The organism is Streptomyces xylophagus (genome assembly GCF_000716435.1).
Lineage (GTDB): Bacteria > Actinomycetota > Actinomycetes > Streptomycetales > Streptomycetaceae > Streptomyces > Streptomyces xylophagus.
Map to the genome: position 1 here is coordinate 1 of NZ_JNWO01000199.1, position 291 is coordinate 291.

A 291-nucleotide genomic window follows, 5' to 3' on the forward strand; every position below is an offset into this window, starting at 1 on the left:
CTGGGTTGATAGGCCGGATCTGGAAGGCGGGTAACCGCTGGAGGTGACCGGTACTAATAGGCCGAGGGCTTGTCCTCAGTTGCTCGCGTCCACTGTGTTAGTTCTGAGACAACGAACAGTTGTCGGCTAGAGCTTGAACCACACAACAGAAAAGTGTGCTTGTTCGCTCGAAACCATTAGGGTTTCGGTGGCCATAGCGTGAGGGAAACGCCCGGTTACATTCCGAACCCGGAAGCTAAGCCTTACAGCGCCGATGGTACTGCAGGGGGGACCCTGTGGGAGAGTAGGACG

1 rRNA gene is annotated in these 291 nt (G+C 56.4%); it reads left to right on the top strand.

The window, feature by feature from the left end:
- Nucleotides 1-183: 183 nt before the first annotated feature.
- Nucleotides 184-291, top strand: a 5S ribosomal RNA gene (gene rrf, locus OO70_RS50960); the annotation flags it as partial.